Here is a 17330-nt window from a genome sequence, read left to right on the forward strand (position 1 = left end):
TAGGAGTGTTTCTTATGTCTTCCATTATTAATCTTAACAGAGATATCCCGGCCATCGCGATTATCACAATGAATCGGCTGGAAGCGGCAAATGCTTTGTCTTTGACGCTGTTGAATGATTTGAGTGACGTTTTGAAAGAACTGCAATCCGACCCTGCGGTGAGATGTGTCATATTGACCGGTGCAGGCGATAAGGCATTTTGTGCCGGTGCTGATTTAAAGGAGCGGGCCGGCATGAATGAGACGGAAGTGACACAGACCGTCAAGCTGATCGGTGATACGATTTCTGGCATTGAAATACTGCCGCAGCCTGTGATTGCGGCGATTAATGGGTCGGCATTCGGCGGTGGCCTTGAGCTTGCTCTTGCCTGTGACATCCGGATTGCGGTCGAGACTGCGAAAATGGGGCTAACAGAAACGTCCCTCGGCATCATTCCCGGGGCTGGCGGAACGCAAAGGCTGCCACGAATCATTGGCACCGCCAAAGCGAAAGAGTTAATTTTTACAGCTAGAAGAATCGATGCTTTTGAAGCAGAGCGTATAGGTCTAATCTGTAAGGTAGCTGACAATGACCAATTGCTCAATGAAGCAATCTCCATGGCGAATGAAATAGCCCGCAACGCGCCGATTGCCTTGCAGGCCGCAAAAAAGGCAATCAATCAGGGGATCGAGACTGATCTTGCAACAGGCTTGAAGATTGAAGAAATTTGTTATCGCGAGACTCTTCATACAAGCGACAGGCTCGAAGGACTCAACGCTTTCAAAGAAAAAAGAAAGCCGGTTTTTACGGGGGAATGAGCGACTGAAAGGAGGAATAAAGCAACATGTCATTAAAAGAAAAACTCAATGAAACCGTTGATACGATACATAAGGGCGGTTTGGAAAAATATCACGAAAAGAATCAAGAAAAAGGAAAGCTGTTCGTCCGGGCAAGATTGGAGCTGCTATTCGATGAAGGCATTGAGGTGGAAGATGCTTTTTTCGCCAATTGCATGAGTGACGGCTTACCTGCAGACGGCGTCGTCACAGGGATTGGTAAAATTAATGGCCAAACCGTTTGTGTAATGGCGAACGATTCCACGGTAAAAGCGGGATCCTGGGGAGCGAGAACAGTTGAGAAAATTATTCGTATTCAGGAAACGGCCGAGAAACTTGAGGTCCCGATGCTTTATTTAGTTGATTCAGCCGGGGCGCGCATTACCGACCAGGTGGAAATGTTTCCTGGTAGGAGGGGAGCCGGCAGGATTTTTTATAATCAGGTGAAGCTGTCCGGAAAAGTACCGCAGGTTTGTCTCCTTTTTGGACCATCTGCTGCAGGGGGTGCTTACATCCCTGCTTTTTGTGACATCGTTGTCATGGTCGAAGGAAACGCGTCGATGTATCTTGGGTCACCACGGATGGCAGAAATGGTTATCGGTGAAAAGGTGACGGAAGAAGAAATGGGCGGGGCAAGAATGCATTGTTCCGTATCGGGATGCGGCGATGTCCTCGTTCATTCAGAACAGGAAGCCATCGAATATGCCCGCCGTTATCTCGCATACTTTCCAGCTAATTTCTCGGAGAAGCCGGCAGAAAAGGAGCCGCAGCTTCCTGAGGAATTCAAAAAAACGCTGGAGGACTTGCTTCCGGCCAACCAAAACGCACCATTTAATATGCACGACTTCATTGTTAGGATCATAGACGAAGGGTCGTTTTGTGAAATCAAGAAATTGTTCGCACCGGAATTAGTAACAGGGCTGGCCCGGCTAAACGGCAAAACAATCGGGGTCATCGCCAATCAGCCGCGTGTCAAAGGCGGCGTTTTGTTCCATGATTCTGCCGACAAAGCGGCAAAATTCATCACCCTTTGTGATGCTTTCAATATCCCGCTTTTATTTTTGGCTGATATTCCAGGCTTCATGATCGGCACAAAAGTGGAGCAAGCTGGTATTATCCGTCACGGGGCAAAGATGATATCGGCGATGAGTGAAGCGACTGTTCCAAAAATTTCAGTTATCGTCCGAAAAGCATATGGCGCGGGTCTTTATGCGATGGCCGGTCCAGCATTCGAACCCGATTGCTGTCTTGCACTGCCGACCGCGTCGATTGCGGTGATGGGCCCGGAAGCCGCGGTCAATGCCGTATACGCTAATAAAATCAAGGAGCTGCCTCCTGAAGAGCGCACTGCTTTTATAGAGATAAAGCGCGAAGAGTACAAAAAGGATATTGATATTTACCGTCTCGCTTCGGAAATGGTCGTTGATCATATTGTCCAGCCGAACGATCTCCGTAACGAACTAATCAGCCGGTTCGAAGCATACATCTCTAAGCAGCAAACTTTTACAACACGCAAACACGGGGTTTATCCGGTATAATAAGTCGAATTATGTAGGCACTATTTTAGTAAGAATGTAATGGTGAAATCCTCTGTTTTCTTACAGGGGATTTTTTCTATTATTCAATCGAAGGCAATAAATATACTAGTCTAACAATAATCCATTATAGTGGATTACTTTCCCAATGAATGACGAAAGGTAAATCTGTTGAAAATAACCATAGTTGGGTATAGGATAATTAGTAATTATAACGTTACTAATTACTCTAGGCCACGTCAGAAAGCGGGTGTTGTCGTGAGCAAAAAACTAGATGATGAATCTATGCCACGCTATGATTCCTCCAAATATAGAACACCTGATGGGTACACCACAGATATTGCGATCTTCACGATCGAATCCTTTAAGCCAGCTGAAAAGGTCCCGCCGGAAATGACTTTGAAAATCATGTTAATCAAGCGCGCTGCTAAAGACAACGAAGGCAATCCGAATTATGAGGGCGATAAATGGGCGTTACCGGGAGGGTTTGTCCAGCATAATGAGACAGCCTGTGAAGCTGCCAAAAGAGAATTGCTAGAAGAAACGGGGATAACCGGTTTTCATGTCCAACATTTTGGGGTTTATGATACTCCAGGAAGAGATAAACGGGGTTGGATCATTTCCAATGCGTTTTATGCAATTGTTCCTGAGCAATATCTCGAAAAGCGCAGAGCTAACGACGACGCTGCAGATGTATCCCTGTTTGATATGAATGAAGTATTTTCGTTAGAGTTAGCCTTTGATCACGATAAGATCATTCGCGAAGCTTATGAGATCATCAAAAAAGAAATGGTCCAGACGACGATTGCCCGAAACTTTCTGCCCGAAGAATTTACCTTGTCCGAACTGCAAAGGGTTCTTTTGACGGTAGGAAAAGATTCCAAGATTAGTTCCGACTCGATTTTCTTTGCAAAAGCACCTAAATTCCCCTTTTTAGAAAAGGCAACAGATGAGAAGGGGCGACCGAAAAAAACAAACCGGAATTCTTTCCGGCCTTCCCAGCTTTACTGGTTTAATAAACAGGAAGTGTTAGATTCCATTTATCATTGAATTGGGGGATTACTACTATGAAAACCAGCTTTGAAACCATTGTTAACCTGCAGGAAATCGGAGGCCCAAATACAAAAAAATTAAACGATTTGTTAGCTCACGCAAGCATCGAAGCTATTTCACCTTCTACAAATGATACAGAAAGGGTATTATTCTTAGGCATCGACATTCAAAACGATTTTATGGAAAAGGGTGAGCTGTCTGTCCCCAATTCGCATAAAGATGTCGAAAATGTAACACGCTTCCTTTATAACCATATCGATAAGATTACTTCGATAGCGGTATCCATTGATACCCACCAGCCACAGCAAATATTCCATCCATCCTGGTGGCTAGACGAAAACGGTAAACATCCTGAACCGTTAACGATAATAACGGCAAGGGATGTAGAAGCAGGCAAGTGGAAACCGGTAAAAAATTACGCTGAAAGCCTGGAGTATGTCACGAATTTAGAGAAATCCGGAAAAAAGCAGTTGTGCATATGGGCTTATCATTGTATCCAAGGAACGAATGGCGCGGCATTGGAAGGGCAATTTTCAAACATGATCCACTTCCATTCCGTTGTGAGAAATTCCGAAATACAAAAGATCGTAAAAGGTCTGGACCCATTGAGCGAAATGTATGGCATTATCAAGCCGGAGTATGATCGGGACAACTATTATAACATCGAATTTTTGGAGTCTTTGAAAACATATGACAAGATTGTCGTGGCCGGAGAGGCAAAATCTCATTGTGTATTAGAATCCATTAAACAAATAACAGAGCATTACAATGACAACAAGGAGATCACTTCAAGGATATTTCTATTAGAGGATTGCATGTCCCCGATACTTGGATTTGAAAGAGTGACAGAAGAAGAATTTAGTCTTTTAGAAAAGCATTATGATGTGAACATTGTAAGATCAAGCGATTTCTCATTGTGATCATTAGGAGGACAAACATGTATTCTAAATATGTAGATGACAGTTACGGACTTCATACGGATTTATACCAAATAAACATGGCCGAAACGTATTGGCAGGACAACATACATACCCGCACAGCCGTTTTTGAGTTGTTTTTCAGAAAGCTGCCGTTTAAGAGCGGCTATGCGATTTTCGCTGGACTTGAAAAAGTCATCCATTATATTCAGAATTTCCGTTTTTCGGATACCGATCTGGCTTATCTGCGGAATGATTTAGGATATGATCCGGATTTTTTGCAATATTTAAGCGAGCTTCGCTTCAGCGGCAATATCCGCTGTATGAAGGAAGGGGAACTGGTCTTTGCCAATGAGCCGATTCTTCGGGTCGAAGCGCCGCTTGGCGAAGCTCAGTTAGTTGAAACGGCGCTGCTTAACATCGTCAACTATCAAACGCTCGTGGCCACGAAAGCATCACGGATTAAACAGGTCATCGGCAACGACTCGGCACTTGAATTTGGTTCCCGACGCGCCCAAGAAATGGATGCGGCGATCTGGGGAGCCCGGGCCGCCTATATTGCCGGATTCGATTCCACAAGCAATGTGCGGGCGGGGAAGCTGTTTGGCATTCCTGTTTCGGGAACTCATGCCCATTCGATGATTCAGGCCTATAAAGATGAATATAAAGCGTTCCATAAGTATGCGAGCACACATAAGGATTGTGTATTCCTTGTCGACACATACGATACACTGCGGTCAGGAGTACCGAATGCCATCCGGGTCGCACTAGAGCTAGGTGATAAAATCAACTTTAAAGGCATCCGACTTGATAGCGGGGATCTTTCGTATTTATCCAAGGAAGCAAGAAGGATGCTGGATGAGGCCGGGTTTACGGAAACGAAGATCATCGCTTCCAACGACTTGGATGAATATACGATCATCAACCTGAAGTCCCAGGGGGCAAAAATTGATATTTGGGGCATTGGTACAAAGCTAATTACCGCCTATGATCAACCGGCTCTCGGCGCCGTCTATAAATTGGTTTCGATAGAAGATGAAAAAGGGAATATGGTAGATACAATCAAGATTTCATCGAATCCGGAGAAAGTCACGACCCCAGGAAAAAAAAAGGTCTATCGCATTATCAATACGGTGAACAAGCATTCGGAGGGAGATTATATTGCGATGGAGGATGAAAATCCGAACGAGGAGAAAAAACTGAAAATGTTCCATCCGGTGCATACCTTTTTAAGCAAGTTCGTTACCGATTTTAAAGCGGTCGATCTGCAGGAGAACATTTTTAAAAACGGAGATTTGGTATACAATCCGCCGTCCATGAATGAGATTCGCCAGAATACGGAGAACAATTTGAACTTGTTATGGGCTGAATACAAGCGTGCGCTTAACCCAGAAGAATATCCAGTCGACCTCAGCGAAAAGTGCTGGGAGAATAAAATGCGGAACATTGAGGAAGTCAGACAAAAAGTTGAGGCCATGAAGAATCAGGTATAATACAAGAAAAGGGAAGAGAGGGAGTAGTAGCAAATGCGTCCATTACAAAAGCAAATTATTGATAAATTGCTCGTGCAGCCGACGATTGATCCGGAATCAGAGTTTAGAAGAAGTGTTGATTTTTTAAAGGATTACTTGAAAAAGCATACTTTCTTAAAGAGCCTGGTATTGGGAATTTCAGGAGGCCAGGATTCTACGTTAGGCGGCTATATCGCTCAAACCGCAGTCAATGAACTGATCGAAGAAACTGGCAATAATGAATATCAATTTATCGCTGTCAGCCTTCCATATGGTGTACAGAAAGACGAAGCCGATCGACAGGAAGCGTTACAATTCATTAAACCAAGCCGGAATTTAACGGTCAACATCAAACCGGCCGTCGATGCGAGCGTAGAAGCGGTTGAGCAGGCTACAGGCGAAGAGTTGTCCAATTTCCTGAAAGGCAATATAAAAGCAAGGGAACGGATGAAAGTTCAATATGACCTGGCAGGGATGTACCATGGCGTCGTCTTGGGAACAGATCACGCGGCGGAAGCCATCACTGGGTTTTTCACGAAACATGGCGACGGTGCGGCAGATCTCGTGCCATTATACCGCTTAAATAAAAGACAAGGCAGAGCCATTCTTAAGTTTGTCGGCGCACCCGAAAAACTGTACAATAAAATCCCTACAGCCGATTTGGAAGACGATAAGCCGCTGATCCCAGATGAAGTGGCATTAGGTGTTTCTTACAATGATATCGATGATTATTTAGAAGGAAAAGAAGTAAGGAAAGAAGCGGCTGATAAAATTGAAGGCTGGTATTTAAAGACGGAACATAAACGCAATCCGGCAATCGATGTATTTGAGGATTGGTGGAAATAGAAGGGAAGCCTGCCGCTCGGACTTGCCCAGGATGGGCTGGCATCGACTAAGACCTGCCACACGATGTGGCAGGTCTTAGTCGATGTTCCTCTTACAGGACGCTTGCGCTTTTCTTATTCAAACAGCTTTACGTCAAGGCTGCAGCCATTCACGGTCAAAAAAGCATGAATTTGTCCCCGGTGATGATAAAAGTGGGATAATATCTCAAGCAGCCATTCGTACCGGGTATAAACGGTGCCCCAGTAAGAAGCTTGTTTTTCACTTAATTGGCTTTCAGTAAAACTCAGCGCTTTATCGCTAAAAAAGGTAAAGCTATCCGTCATATATTCCTTGATTTCTTGTTTTGAAACCGGATTTGCCTGAAGGTAATACTCTTCCATTTCTTTCTGGGAATAGCCACTCATAATATAATAGTCAGCCTTACAAAGGGTGGCGAGATGAACAAACATTTCCCTGATTGTTCTTCTAACTTCATCAGGTTTCCATTCCAGCAATTCATCCGGTGTTTGTTCAAGCATTTGTATCGATGAATTCACAGCGACCGATAGCTGATGCAGCATTTCTTTTACATACAAAGTAATCACCTGCTTTTTTTTATTTGTATTTATTTTACCGTAATAGTAAGAGGAATTGGTCCAAGGAGGAAAAAGTTATGGAGAACATCGCGATATCGTGGAGCGGAGGTAAGGACGGGTGCATGGCGCTGCATAGATTAATAGAACAGGGTGATTCCGTAAAATGCTTGTTTACGACTTTGCCAGAAGATATCGACGGAAGGACTTGACATGGAGAAAAAGCGGAATCGATCAAACTTCAGGGCGAGGCGCTCGGCATTCCGGTCGAATTTATCCACTGTACCTTCAAGACATATACGGAAGATGTGAAAAACGCTCTTATTCATTTAAAGAATAAATACGGATTGGATGCGGCGGCATTTGGCGACTTATATCTACAAGAACATCGCGATTGGGGCGAAAAGGTCTGCGAGGAAATAGGACTAGCCGCCGTTTACCCATTATGGATGCAGGAAAACGAGGCATTGCCTGGTTTGAAGATGTTTGTTGAATCGAGTTATAAGGCAACTGTGATTCGGATTCGGGATGATAAATTATCTTTGTCATGGCTGGGTCGGGAACTGGATGAACGTTTTATTGCTGATATCCAAAAGGAAGATGTGTGCCCGATGGGAGAGGCAGGGGAGTACCATACCTATGTTTATGATGGACCATTATTCCACAGAAAAATAGATTTTACTTGTGGAGAGATTCTCCCGCTTGAAACAACCAAGCGAATGGAAATTGATGATTTAAAACTAGTCACTAAGTAAGAAGAGTCGCTACATCTAAAAAGAAAAACAGTGGGGATCAATCCACTGTTTTTCTTTTGGTTCATTTACTGATTGAAAATGGCTATTTCTTCGTCTGCGTTCTGGGCCTTTTCCAGTTTTTCATTATAGCTCTCTGCTGTACGCAAGATTTTTGCGTAATGTTCAGCAAACATATTAAATTGTGTTCAATAACTTGAGACCTTTGTAGCTGAAGAAGCAGTTGTTTCGGAAGGTGACATAACCCATCTGAGGAAAAATAGCGACACGGCGATGCAGGAGCGGCATTGCTTTTTTCGACATCATTTCCATATCCGCTTATTAGGTATGTTTTTGAGAGAAAAGAAATCCTATCCCAATTCGATAGTTTCATAGGGGCAACGACTTTAATAAGTATCATTTACGCTAATGAAAGATTGACGAAAGCATTCGCTACGGGGCGACCGTTCCTTTGTTAAGCCATTTGATGGCCTCAAGTGCATCCGGATTTTCTAATGAAGTTAAATCACCGGCAGGCCGATTCAAATACGCTGATTTAATGACGCGGCGCATCACCTTTCCGTTTCTCGTTTTCGGCAGCTCGGAAACGATGTGGATTTCCTTTGGCTGCAGGGACTTGCCGAGATGCTTGACGACCAGCTGGTAAAGCTCCTGTACAAGCGATTCATCTACTTTTACACCCGTCCTGAGGACTGCGAAGCAAACAGCGGCTTCGCCTTTTACCTCATCCGGCACGCCGATTGTTGCCGCTTCAACGACTGATTCATGCTCCACAAGTGCGGATTCCAATTCAGCTGGGCCTAGTCGTTTTCCGGCAATATTCAAAATATCATCCGAACGTCCTGTGATCGTCCAAAATCCATCATCATTCTGAACAACCCAGTCACCGTGTAGCCACGTGTCTTCCCATCTGTTCCAATATGTGCTTTCATAGCGTTTGTTTTCATTCCAAAACCCGTTTGTCATGCCGACCCAGGGCTGTAAGATTACCAGTTCGCCAACCTGATTGATGACCGGGGAGGCGTTCTCATCATAGACATGGACGTCCATTCCGGGGATGGGGGAATTGAATGTCACGGGTGATATCGGCTTCAATAACACGTTACCTAAAATCCCGCCGGAAATTTCCGTTCCCCCGGAATAATTCATGATTGGGATTTGTTTTTTTCCGACTTTTTCAAACAGCCAAGTCCAAGGATCTGGATTCCACGGTTCTCCGGTGGAACCAATCGTTCTAAGTGAAGGAAAATCGTGCTTATCCACCCAGTCGGTGCCGTGCTTCATTAAGCTGCGAATCAAGGTAGGGGAAATCCCCAGCTGGGTTACGGAATGTTTGCTCACAAGCTGCCAGAGGCGATCAGGCTCGGGAAAGTCAGGCGTACCTTCATATAATAGAATGGACGCACCATTGACAAGCCCCCCAAAAACAAGGAAAGGCCCCATCATCCAGCCCATATCGGTAAACCAGAAAAAGGTATCGCCTTGCTTAACATCCATACAAATCCCTGCATCAAAGGCAGCCTTCAAAGGGAAACCTGCATGTGTATGGACGGCTCCTTTCGGTTTGCCGGTGGTCCCTGATGTATATATCAGCATGAATGGATCGTTTGCATTTGTATCGGCGCTTTTGTAAGTGCTTTCGCTTTTTGTCAAATCAGTCCACTTCATATCACGTTTTACATCCCATGGCACATCTTGTCCCGTTCGTTCGACCACGATGACCTTTTCGATAGTAGGAGACATGGCAGCTGCACGATCTGCCTCTTCTTTCATCATAATCATTTTGCCGCGGCGATAATAACCATCAGCCGTTATTAATACTTTTGATCCGGCTGCATTGATGCGGGTTGCGACCGCCTCGGCTCCATAACCGGAAAAGGCAGGCGAAAAGATCGCGCCGATTTTGGCGATGGCTAGTAAGGAGATGACGGTTTCTGGAATCATCGGCAAGTAAAGTGTTACGACATCCCCTTTTTTGATTCCGATCGAAGTAAGGCCGAAAGCTGCTTTGGAAACTTCACGGCTTAGCTGTTCAAACGTGAAAACGGTCTGCTTTCCGTCATCGCCTTCCCAGATGATCGCGTTAAGGTGTTTAGTTTTCTCATTGGTACCCCATTTATCGACTGCATTCTCGACGATATTCATCTTTCCGCCGACAAACCATTCCGGATATTTCAAGCCTTTAGATAAATCAATCGTTTTTTCGAAAGGCCGGTTCCATGATATATCGAGTTCTTTTACTGCTTCGTTCCAAAACCAGGATATATCCTCAATGGATTTGTCATAAAAAGAATCGTAATCGGAAAATCCAAGCTTTGTCATCCATTTATACATTCTCGTTTCTTTCATATATTCTTCTTTAGGAAACCAAACGGCTTTTTGACCTGACAATGAAAGACCTCCCCGATACTAATATAATGTAAGAAGTTTTTTAAGATTAAGACAATTTTATTATATTATAAAGGGAAATAGAATGAAAAGAGACGGAAGACATACAGATAGGATAAGCCTATTTAATTTTTGAGTTTAGAGAAAGAAGGTAAGGGGGAGAAATGAAAAAGTATATTTTTTTATTGGATCTCTTGTTTTATTTGGTATTTCCGCTGCTTATTTGGAACGTGGGCAGAGCATATATCGGGGATTATAACTCGATGCTGGTATCCTCCATACCGGGAATTCTCTATAGCATTTACCGTTTTTATGAAATCAGAAAAGTAAATTTCACGGGGATATTTATCATTAGTACCCTCATTATTGGTACGCTTATGGATTTTCTGGCAGGCTCTGCGATGCAGCTGCTTTGGAATAATGTTTTTTTCTCCATTGGCATGGCCGGTTTTTATATGACAACCATCCTAATAAACCGACCGGCCGCCATGCTTTTATCTTTGGATCTTGTTGAGATGCGGGGGAACGACCGGTCGATCACGAAGGATATTTTTTATCAAAAGCATATTTTTCAGGTCTTTCAAGGCATTACTTTGCTATTTGCCTTCAAAGAAGTTGTTTTTTCAATGATCAGGGTATTTTTAATTCAAAGATATGGGGTAGAGGCGTTTGATCATGGAATTATTTATCGGCAGATCCTTAGCTGGATCTTTACATTGATAAGTGTATTCGGTTTTATCTATATCGCTAAATCGTTTAATGAAACCCGTACAGTGAGGTAAGCTGCGCTATTTATGAAAAAGGGAATAGCTGCTTACGTTTTTTATCCATGCTTTGGCCCCATTCCCTTCCTGGTCTGCTATCCATAGATCACTTTTAGAAAAGTCGTTGCTTATCCGAAGCCAAGTGAGTACCTGAGAAGTAAAGACAGGCTTTTCATCACCAAATCCTTTAGGCGGGTCGGTGATTTTCTTTTGCGCTTCGCCGGATAAGGACACTTTATAAAGCGAAGGTGACGGGCGCTCTTGAGGCTCATTGGACCATTCGGCTTCTTTCACCCGTGAAACGACAAACTGCTGATCATCGACCCAGGTAAAACCGAAGTCGGCAAATCCGGCGGGTGTCAGCTCCGCTTTTGTAAAGGCCGGGAAATCGGCTGTGTTCAGCTTCTTATTTTTAAAGCCAAAGACTATTCTGCCTCCACCAGCTATATAAGCCAGTGTGTTTTTGGTATGTGCCCATTTAGGAGGTGTCACATGGGTAATCACTTCATCGAGAACCGTAAAGTCTTTTCCAGCGCTTGAGAGAACACAGAGCATATTGCTGTCCATCGACCATGAAGCAGTCGGAGAAACGATGAATGAAATCCATTTCTGGTCTGGTGAAAAGGCGAAATCGCCTGCATTAATCGAGATTATTTCGTTATCTCCTTTTGCCAATGTTTTAGGGATGACAAAAATTTCTTTCACTGGCATTTTTAAATCCTGGTGAACAGGTATTTTAAACAGAACTGGATTTGTCCAGCCATCAGGTCGCAAATTAGCGGCAGAAGAAATAATCAATCCTTTTCCATCCGGCTGCCACTCATAACTGTCGACACCGGTGGCAACATTCCGGAATCCTTTTAAATCAGACATACTTAATCCTCCACCGTGGTTAAAAGCAATGATATTTTCGGTAGGCGACCACTTGGGGTTCCAGCCTTGTGCAAAGATTCTTTTGTGCTTCTTGCTTTCCATGTTATAGACCCATAATTCATTATGGTCGTCCGATACCATATTCTGATACAGTACCCATTTTCCGTCGTGCGACCATTGCGGTGGATACTCAATCTTTCCTTGAGTTGTAATTTGTTGTTCACGCGAAAGTACTTTAGTCCAAAGATTGCCTTCCCTTATAAAGGCGGCTTGGACAACGTCATCTGCTTGAGCTGCCAAAGGTTGAAGGAAGAAAGCGAAAAGAATGACTGTAATTATTTTTTTCATTGTTGACTCCTATTAAAATGGCTTTTGTGTTAATATTTCGTATACTTGTCTGAAACATGTAAATGCTATTATGGTAAAATTGTGAAAGAGGCACTAAATTATCACTTTCTTATGTTGTGGACTATAATGAATGTTGAATCGTGAAATATCACTTATAAGGACAAATCGACAGCTTCTTCGTTTTATAAATAGAAGCTCGCTTAGGAGAGATGAGATTTGGTTAACGAAGTAATGTTAGATGAGACAGTAATTAAAGTAACTAACTATCAGGAAGAAGTTGCTGAAAAAACAGGGGCACGCCAAATCAGCTTTGAATTTAAAGTGAAGAGCAGTGAATATCACGATATCACCACATTGCTGTATAAAGGCACATTCGATGTGAAAGTGCCGGAAAAAGAGCTAGCATTCGAGGGGACCATCTTAAATTATTACACATCGGTAACCGACCTTTATAAAGAAAACCAGGTTGGCGACTTCCATCTTGTGCTTGTTGAGAAGAATTAAGTCGCTTAAAACGGATAGAGAAAAGGGGCCCAACGCCTCACCTGAAGTCCCTTTTTTCCTGAAACAAACTTAGAAGGTGAAACAAATGAACGTTAACATAAGGGTGGAGCATGTGAATATTTTGCTTCCATAAAAGAAGTAAACGATTTGGCATTCGGCCAGGAAAATGAAGCCAAATTAATTTCGGCGATCCGCAATTCTGAAGAATTTATTTCTGGACTTTCGCTGGTGGCTGAAACGGAAAGTGGAGAACTGATTGGCCACATCCTTTTTAGCATTATTTATATCGATCTGGGCATGGAAAAGGTTCCGACGCTTGGGCTGGCGCCGATGGCTGTTAAGCCGGAATACCAGAATCAAGGAATTGGGTCCACTTTGGTTAAAAGGGGTTTGGAGGTTTCTGGAGAGATGGGTTTTGAACATGTCGCTGTATTGGGACATCCAACCTTTTATCCGAAATTCGGTTTCATCTCCTCGATAGAGAAAGGAATAGAATCCTCTTTCCCTGTGCCGAATGAGGTTTTCATGGTTTGCGAGCTAAAGGATGGATCTTGAAGGATATTAAAGGGAAGGTTGTCTATCCTCCACCTTTTGAAAGTGTTGATTAATTTTGCTGCTAGTAACGAAGATAGCTACAACGTGTCGATTGAAGCGAAAGGCAATGGATGAGGGCCTTTCGCTTTTTTAGTATGTCCATTTTATCCACCATCGCTTGTTGAATCATGCTAAAATTAAGAGATAGATGCTCAAAAATAGGGCTAATAAAGACAGAAACAAAATATGTATGAAGGTAGGGGTGGCATGAAAAAACTCGGTTGGATTTTATCAGTGGTAGGAGCGTTTTTGATTATAGGTAGTGTACTGTATCCTTTAGACTTTATAGAAAAGACGACTTTTCTCGTCATGATATTAGGCGGTGCCGGAGTCATGTTTGCTGGGTCCATGATACGAAGTTTTTCGATGTTGAAGAAATGAAAAAGTCGTGAGGTGAACAAATGGTTGAGAATGCTAATTCTGAATTAAGAAGAATAAGAATAACGCTGATTATATTAGCAATAATTGTTGCGTTTACATCAGGTGGTCGCACGGTATCAATAGATCATGAATCGTATGATAGTGACTTCAATGAAGACGAGCCAGTTTATAACTCAAATATGGTACCTTTGGAAGATCGCTATTCGGTGTCTTAACTAGCGACCCCATTGATTTAGAAAAAGTAGTAAAAGTCTATTATTATGACAAAAAGCAAAATAAACTCATTTACAAGAATGAAGCGATTCTTGACAGCTTAGAGCAATGAGATATTTGAGGGGATGGCTATGTTTCTAAATACATATTTTGGGGTTTTAATAGTCTTTGTAGTTTTCACCTGGTTGTTTGCGATCATAAAACCATTGAATTATGGGATTTATCTGAAGCTTTTACGGAAAACCTTGTATGTCATTTTTATTTTGGCGCTTGGATTGGGAATCATTTTTGACAGGGTAGACTTAAATGATTGGCTATTTATTGTGACAGTAACCGCGGTTACCGTCTTTATTGATTTATCGGTTTTAATGACGCCGAGCATCTTAAAAATCTGGAGGACCGAGTTTCAAAATGGCAGCGAATTTCTTGAAGAAATGATTAAGAAAAACGATAAAATCCAAAAAAGCATGGTTTCAAAAGTAGGATATATGTCCATTCTAATCCAACAATCCGATCAATACTTTAAAGATGTGCAAATACCGGCAGATCATCAAGAATATGCGAAGGGTTTAGAAACCTATTTAGAGCAATATAGTGACGAGTTTGGATTAAAGGTTCAAATCCGGGAATTCCCAACATTTTTTCATGAAAATGAAAGCGAAATAAAGGATAAGATTAAAGCGGAATTGATCAAGATCGACCGTATCAATAATTTCGACATTAATTATAAAAATATAGATGAGTATATTGACGCAGTTTACAACTCTGAAATCATCTCAATGGTCGAAAACGACAGCATGATCATCCCCATTTATTTAGAAAATAGAAATATAATCATCATTCTGAAAAATGATAAAGGGACGTTATTAGAGGTGGATGGGGTCCATATTGCAAATTTAGTTTATCTATTCGATTCATATAGGTAATTTAGTGTTATAATGGGTATATACAAAACACTGGAACAGGAGGGAGTTTTATGACGATAAAAAGCAATAGAAGTACAAGCAGAAGGTCAGAGTCTTCAGCAAAGAGTAACTCTTCTTCCGGCCAAAGGGTTACGCATCTCTCTGAAAAATCAACGAGTAAACTGTCGAAAAAAGTACATGAACTAAACAAAAAAGCACTCACCTATATATCCAATCAATAAAAGACAAAGTGATTCATTCCACTTTGTCTTTTGTTTGCAGAAAGGAAAGTATTAAACTTTCCCTCCTGCACAAGTGCAACGATGCCTTATCTTCGCCCTACCGCTCGCCAATCGGCGAGTTTTCTTTGTATTCTCCCATAGACTTTTGCATATAATACAAAAAACGGCTTAGGTGGGAGATCGTTATGTTTTGGAAGAGAAATGATAAAAACAAGAACGAAAAAGATAACAAGAAAATTACCGTATACAAGGGTGAGACGAAAATGAGCAAAGAAAATCAACATGCTTTAAAAATCCTAAAAGCCATAAAGGATAGACTGGTCTAACTATCGTCCATCCCTTTCTTACGAATCTTCTCCATAACCCCCTGTAAATCGTCCGGCTTATGAAATTCAATCGGCGAAACTCCTTTTTCAAAGGTAATTGAGTCAGCTTCAACGAGGAGAATGTATTTGCCGTTAATTTTGCCTAGATGAATAGTATCGCCAAAGCTACCAAGCAGTCCTTTGATTTCGGTTTCACCGAGCTTCATCTTTAACTGAGCTTCAGGCGTATGTTCTACAATCTGGGCGACTGCTTCGACTACCTGATTCGTATCCAAACGCTCCCGAATTTCACGCTTTTCGCTCGCCTCCCAGATTTCCAAGTCTTCTTCAAACTGCTTCAGTTCCTCGCTGTTATCTTCAAAGGTTTCATACACATGCTCCTGAACCATGTTCATGACCTGGGCTTTCATAATTTCAGGCATCGATTCGCCGTATTCGACGAATTTCAGAAAGTCCTCAAAGTAGCGGGCATGGGAGGCCTGGTGGATTTTCAGTTCACCTTCTTCGACCATGCCTTCTTCGGGCATGTATGGGTATTGGATCGATTTCATATTTTTTGTGGTAATCGCCATTTCAACATTCCGGATCAGTGAAGATTCATCGGATATCGAGGCGACTTTTGGTTCAAAGTCACATTTCATGATAAAGACGAACGGCTCATCAAAATACTTTGTCAGCTTAGCCGCAGCAACCAAAAAGACACCGCCGCGGACAGCACTCGTATCAAGATAGGAGCGGACGAACTGTTCACTTTCTTCATGGAAGGCTTCCTTTGTTTCCGCAAGCCTGACCCGATTGAAAAGATTATAATTAGGATTGGAATCAAGCTCATGGCCTTCTTCGACAATAAAATGGCCGATTTTGGTAGGGACCTGCTCGGCTTTAGGATGGCGGTCCACTTTGCGCTTTGAAATTTTCATAAGTTCCCCATCAAGGAATTCCTTTAAAGGACTGCTTTCGTAATCTCCAGTATCAAGGGTTTGGAAATGCTTAAACCGTTTGTCGGCTTGTTCTCCTTTGCCGTCGACATGAATGACATAAAAGGATAAAAATGTGATCGAAAAATCCATAAAATCCACCTATTTCTATAAAGTAACTTCAATCAGTATAGAAAAGGGAATCGTAATCGTCAAATGAATTTTCCTATATGATTTCTTTCCCTCAATCAGGGTAGAATCCTTAGAAAGACAATGGAGGAGGGAGACGATGAAAATCGTAATTATTTCTGATACCCATATGCCAAAAATGGCAAAAAATCTCCCGGCCAGCCTGATTGAAGGACTTAAGGGTGTCGACTTGATCATCCATGCCGGAGATTGGCAAACCCTGGATGTGTACGAGCAACTATTACAATATGCAACGGTTGCAGGAGTCAGCGGGAATGTTGATGGGACCGATATAAAAGAAAAATTTGGAGAGAAAATGATTTTACAGCTAAACTGTAAACGGATCGGCGTCGTCCATGGCCATGGTCAGAAGGGAACGACCGAAAAAAGAGCCCATGCTGCTTTTAAAGACGATCATGTGGACATGATCATTTTCGGCCATTCCCATATACCAGTGAAGAAAGAAATGGACGGGGTTCTCTTATTCAATCCTGGCTCGCCGACGGATAAAAGACGCCAACCTGCTTTTTCTTATGGGCTGCTGCACATTACAGATACCATCCATGCTGAACATGTTTTTTATAATAATAAAGGTTAAAAAATTATTTCGGAAGCCGATATAATCTCTGTAAGTTATTTTACTATAATTAAAAAATGGATATAGGTTGAACCTACATCTAGAAAA

General features: G+C 42.4%; 19 protein-coding genes and 1 pseudogene. 16 read left to right on the forward strand and 4 right to left on the reverse strand.

Going from position 1 to position 17330, the window contains the following annotated elements; translation table 11 throughout:
• Positions 1-14 precede the first annotated feature (14 nt).
• The 6 genes from LQ216_RS18350 (at position 15) to nadE (ending at position 6677) form a co-directional block, all read left to right on the forward strand.
• Entirely contained in the window at positions 15-797 is a 783-nt protein-coding gene (locus LQ216_RS18350; protein WP_230130882.1) for an enoyl-CoA hydratase, read from the forward strand.
• Positions 798-823: 26 nt separating this feature from the next.
• Positions 824-2353, forward strand: a complete 1530-nt coding sequence (locus LQ216_RS18355; RefSeq protein WP_230130883.1) for an acyl-CoA carboxylase subunit beta — start codon at positions 824-826, stop codon at positions 2351-2353.
• Positions 2354-2635: 282 nt separating this feature from the next.
• On the forward strand, positions 2636-3400 hold the full coding sequence (locus tag LQ216_RS18360; RefSeq protein WP_230130966.1) for an NUDIX domain-containing protein: 765 nt from the start codon (positions 2636-2638) through the stop codon (positions 3398-3400).
• 17 nt (positions 3401-3417) lie between these two features.
• On the forward strand, positions 3418-4323 hold the full coding sequence (locus LQ216_RS18365; protein WP_230130885.1) for a hypothetical protein: 906 nt from the start codon (positions 3418-3420) through the stop codon (positions 4321-4323).
• A gap of 17 nt (positions 4324-4340) precedes the next feature.
• Complete coding sequence (locus LQ216_RS18370; protein WP_230130887.1) at positions 4341-5813, forward strand: nicotinate phosphoribosyltransferase; 1473 nt, start codon at positions 4341-4343, stop codon at positions 5811-5813.
• A 33-nt stretch (positions 5814-5846) separates the two neighbouring features.
• Positions 5847-6677 carry an ammonia-dependent NAD(+) synthetase gene (gene nadE, locus LQ216_RS18375; RefSeq protein WP_230130888.1) on the forward strand — a complete coding sequence of 277 codons (831 nt, stop codon included), beginning with the start codon at positions 5847-5849 and terminating at the stop codon, positions 6675-6677.
• A gap of 113 nt (positions 6678-6790) precedes the next feature.
• On the opposite strand, the gene LQ216_RS18380 is transcribed toward nadE, so the two are convergent.
• Complete coding sequence (locus LQ216_RS18380; RefSeq protein WP_230130890.1) at positions 6791-7252, reverse strand: DinB family protein; 462 nt, start codon at positions 7250-7252, stop codon at positions 6791-6793.
• 77 nt (positions 7253-7329) lie between these two features.
• On the opposite strand from LQ216_RS18380, the gene LQ216_RS20555 reads away from it, so the two are divergent.
• On the forward strand, positions 7330-7461 hold the full coding sequence (locus LQ216_RS20555; protein ID WP_354959337.1) for a hypothetical protein: 132 nt from the start codon (positions 7330-7332) through the stop codon (positions 7459-7461).
• A gap of 12 nt (positions 7462-7473) precedes the next feature.
• Positions 7474-8004 (forward strand): annotated as a pseudogene (locus tag LQ216_RS18385) (hypothetical protein); the annotation flags it as partial.
• A 429-nt stretch (positions 8005-8433) separates the two neighbouring features.
• Here LQ216_RS18385 and LQ216_RS18390 read toward each other — a convergent pair.
• The gene (locus LQ216_RS18390) at positions 8434-10350 is read right to left on the reverse strand and encodes an AMP-binding protein (protein WP_230130968.1); all 1917 of its coding nucleotides are present in this window, start codon (positions 10348-10350) and stop codon (positions 8434-8436) included.
• 203 nt (positions 10351-10553) lie between these two features.
• Between LQ216_RS18390 and LQ216_RS18395 the strand changes: the two genes are divergently transcribed.
• Positions 10554-11171 carry a VC0807 family protein gene (locus tag LQ216_RS18395; RefSeq protein WP_230130891.1) on the forward strand — a complete coding sequence of 206 codons (618 nt, stop codon included), beginning with the start codon at positions 10554-10556 and terminating at the stop codon, positions 11169-11171.
• 6 nt (positions 11172-11177) lie between these two features.
• Here LQ216_RS18395 and LQ216_RS18400 read toward each other — a convergent pair whose 3' ends face one another.
• A complete protein-coding gene (locus LQ216_RS18400; protein WP_230130893.1) occupies positions 11178-12374 on the reverse strand; it encodes a TolB domain-containing protein in 1197 nt (398 codons plus the stop codon).
• A 216-nt stretch (positions 12375-12590) separates the two neighbouring features.
• Here LQ216_RS18400 and LQ216_RS18405 point away from each other — a divergent pair, with 216 nt between their 5' ends.
• From LQ216_RS18405 to LQ216_RS18430, 6 genes are all read left to right on the forward strand, one after another.
• Positions 12591-12878 carry a DUF3219 family protein gene (locus LQ216_RS18405; protein WP_230130894.1) on the forward strand — a complete coding sequence of 96 codons (288 nt, stop codon included), beginning with the start codon at positions 12591-12593 and terminating at the stop codon, positions 12876-12878.
• Between the two features lie 147 nt (positions 12879-13025).
• Positions 13026-13433: an N-acetyltransferase gene (locus LQ216_RS18410; protein ID WP_230130896.1), complete on the forward strand. Its 408-nt coding sequence runs from the start codon at positions 13026-13028 to the stop codon at positions 13431-13433.
• Between the two features lie 246 nt (positions 13434-13679).
• A complete protein-coding gene (locus LQ216_RS18415; protein WP_230130898.1) occupies positions 13680-13853 on the forward strand; it encodes a hypothetical protein in 174 nt (57 codons plus the stop codon).
• A gap of 344 nt (positions 13854-14197) precedes the next feature.
• Positions 14198-14992 (forward strand): type II toxin-antitoxin system SpoIISA family toxin, encoded by a 795-nt coding sequence (locus LQ216_RS18420; protein ID WP_230130900.1) that lies wholly within the window; start codon positions 14198-14200, stop codon positions 14990-14992.
• Between the two features lie 50 nt (positions 14993-15042).
• Positions 15043-15213 carry a hypothetical protein gene (locus tag LQ216_RS18425; protein ID WP_230130902.1) on the forward strand — a complete coding sequence of 57 codons (171 nt, stop codon included), beginning with the start codon at positions 15043-15045 and terminating at the stop codon, positions 15211-15213.
• Between the two features lie 185 nt (positions 15214-15398).
• Positions 15399-15539: a hypothetical protein gene (locus LQ216_RS18430; protein WP_230130903.1), complete on the forward strand. Its 141-nt coding sequence runs from the start codon at positions 15399-15401 to the stop codon at positions 15537-15539.
• On the opposite strand, the gene LQ216_RS18435 is transcribed toward LQ216_RS18430, so the two are convergent.
• Positions 15536-16609, reverse strand: a complete 1074-nt coding sequence (locus tag LQ216_RS18435; RefSeq protein ID WP_230130905.1) for a DUF3900 domain-containing protein — start codon at positions 16607-16609, stop codon at positions 15536-15538. The two genes, LQ216_RS18430 and LQ216_RS18435, sit on opposite strands and share 4 nt — an antisense overlap.
• 136 nt (positions 16610-16745) lie before the next feature.
• Between LQ216_RS18435 and LQ216_RS18440 the strand changes: the two genes are divergently transcribed.
• Positions 16746-17243: a metallophosphoesterase family protein gene (locus LQ216_RS18440; RefSeq protein WP_230130907.1), complete on the forward strand. Its 498-nt coding sequence runs from the start codon at positions 16746-16748 to the stop codon at positions 17241-17243.
• Positions 17244-17330 lie beyond the last annotated feature (87 nt).

This window comes from Bacillus sp. CECT 9360 (genome assembly GCF_918741275.1).
Lineage (GTDB): Bacteria > Bacillota > Bacilli > Bacillales > DSM-1321 > Peribacillus.

What these genes read in the sequence shown, in the direction of transcription:
- LQ216_RS18360 (WP_230130966.1), top strand. Translation starts at nt 2,636, where the DNA reads ATGCCACGCTATGATTCCTCCAAATATAGAACACCTGATGGGTACACC.
- LQ216_RS18420 (WP_230130900.1), top strand. Translation starts at nt 14,198, where the DNA reads ATGTTTCTAAATACATATTTTGGGGTTTTAATAGTCTTTGTAGTTTTC.
- nadE (WP_230130888.1), top strand. Translation starts at nt 5,847, where the DNA reads ATGCGTCCATTACAAAAGCAAATTATTGATAAATTGCTCGTGCAGCCG.
- LQ216_RS18370 (WP_230130887.1), top strand. Translation starts at nt 4,341, where the DNA reads ATGTATTCTAAATATGTAGATGACAGTTACGGACTTCATACGGATTTA.
- LQ216_RS18365 (WP_230130885.1), top strand. Translation starts at nt 3,418, where the DNA reads ATGAAAACCAGCTTTGAAACCATTGTTAACCTGCAGGAAATCGGAGGC.
- LQ216_RS18415 (WP_230130898.1), top strand. Translation starts at nt 13,680, where the DNA reads ATGAAAAAACTCGGTTGGATTTTATCAGTGGTAGGAGCGTTTTTGATT.
- LQ216_RS18440 (WP_230130907.1), top strand. Translation starts at nt 16,746, where the DNA reads ATGAAAATCGTAATTATTTCTGATACCCATATGCCAAAAATGGCAAAA.
- LQ216_RS18395 (WP_230130891.1), top strand. Translation starts at nt 10,554, where the DNA reads ATGAAAAAGTATATTTTTTTATTGGATCTCTTGTTTTATTTGGTATTT.
- LQ216_RS18350 (WP_230130882.1), top strand. Translation starts at nt 15, where the DNA reads ATGTCTTCCATTATTAATCTTAACAGAGATATCCCGGCCATCGCGATT.
- LQ216_RS18355 (WP_230130883.1), top strand. Translation starts at nt 824, where the DNA reads ATGTCATTAAAAGAAAAACTCAATGAAACCGTTGATACGATACATAAG.
- LQ216_RS18400 (WP_230130893.1), bottom strand. Translation starts at nt 12,374, where the DNA reads ATGAAAAAAATAATTACAGTCATTCTTTTCGCTTTCTTCCTTCAACCT.
- LQ216_RS20555 (WP_354959337.1), top strand. Translation starts at nt 7,330, where the DNA reads ATGGAGAACATCGCGATATCGTGGAGCGGAGGTAAGGACGGGTGCATG.
- LQ216_RS18390 (WP_230130968.1), bottom strand. Translation starts at nt 10,350, where the DNA reads ATGAAAGAAACGAGAATGTATAAATGGATGACAAAGCTTGGATTTTCC.
- LQ216_RS18425 (WP_230130902.1), top strand. Translation starts at nt 15,043, where the DNA reads ATGACGATAAAAAGCAATAGAAGTACAAGCAGAAGGTCAGAGTCTTCA.
- LQ216_RS18435 (WP_230130905.1), bottom strand. Translation starts at nt 16,609, where the DNA reads ATGGATTTTTCGATCACATTTTTATCCTTTTATGTCATTCATGTCGAC.
- LQ216_RS18430 (WP_230130903.1), top strand. Translation starts at nt 15,399, where the DNA reads ATGTTTTGGAAGAGAAATGATAAAAACAAGAACGAAAAAGATAACAAG.